The sequence below is a fragment of the Bacillus cereus genome, assembly GCF_015071065.1.
Classification (GTDB): domain Bacteria; phylum Bacillota; class Bacilli; order Bacillales; family Bacillaceae_G; genus Bacillus_A; species Bacillus_A cereus_BA.
This window is the reverse complement of sequence record NZ_VOVA01000109.1, coordinates 1-257: the sequence shown is the minus strand read 5'-3', so window position 1 is coordinate 257 and position 257 is coordinate 1. Positions and strand designations below refer to the sequence as shown.

Below are 257 nucleotides of genomic sequence, written 5' to 3'. Positions count from 1 at the left end.
CTCGTAGTAAACGACTCAGTGGTATCAATGTATATATGACAAACACCCCTACAGATATTGTCCCGATGGGACAAGTACATGATTGGTATTCTTTACGTTGGCAAATCGAGATTTTATTTAAAACATGGAAATCATTCTTTCATATTCATCATTGTAAAAAGATAAAACGAGAACGATTGGAATGCCATTTGTATGGACGACTGATTGCCATCCTACTCTGTTCTTCTACCATGTTTCAAATGCGGCAATTACTTCTT

The 257-nt window shown here is 36.2% G+C and carries 1 protein-coding gene; it reads left to right on the top strand.

Annotated elements, in window-relative coordinates:
• The coding region (locus tag FT637_RS29785) for a transposase (RefSeq protein ID WP_193649266.1) at nt 1–257 on the top strand (257 nt) is incomplete at both ends.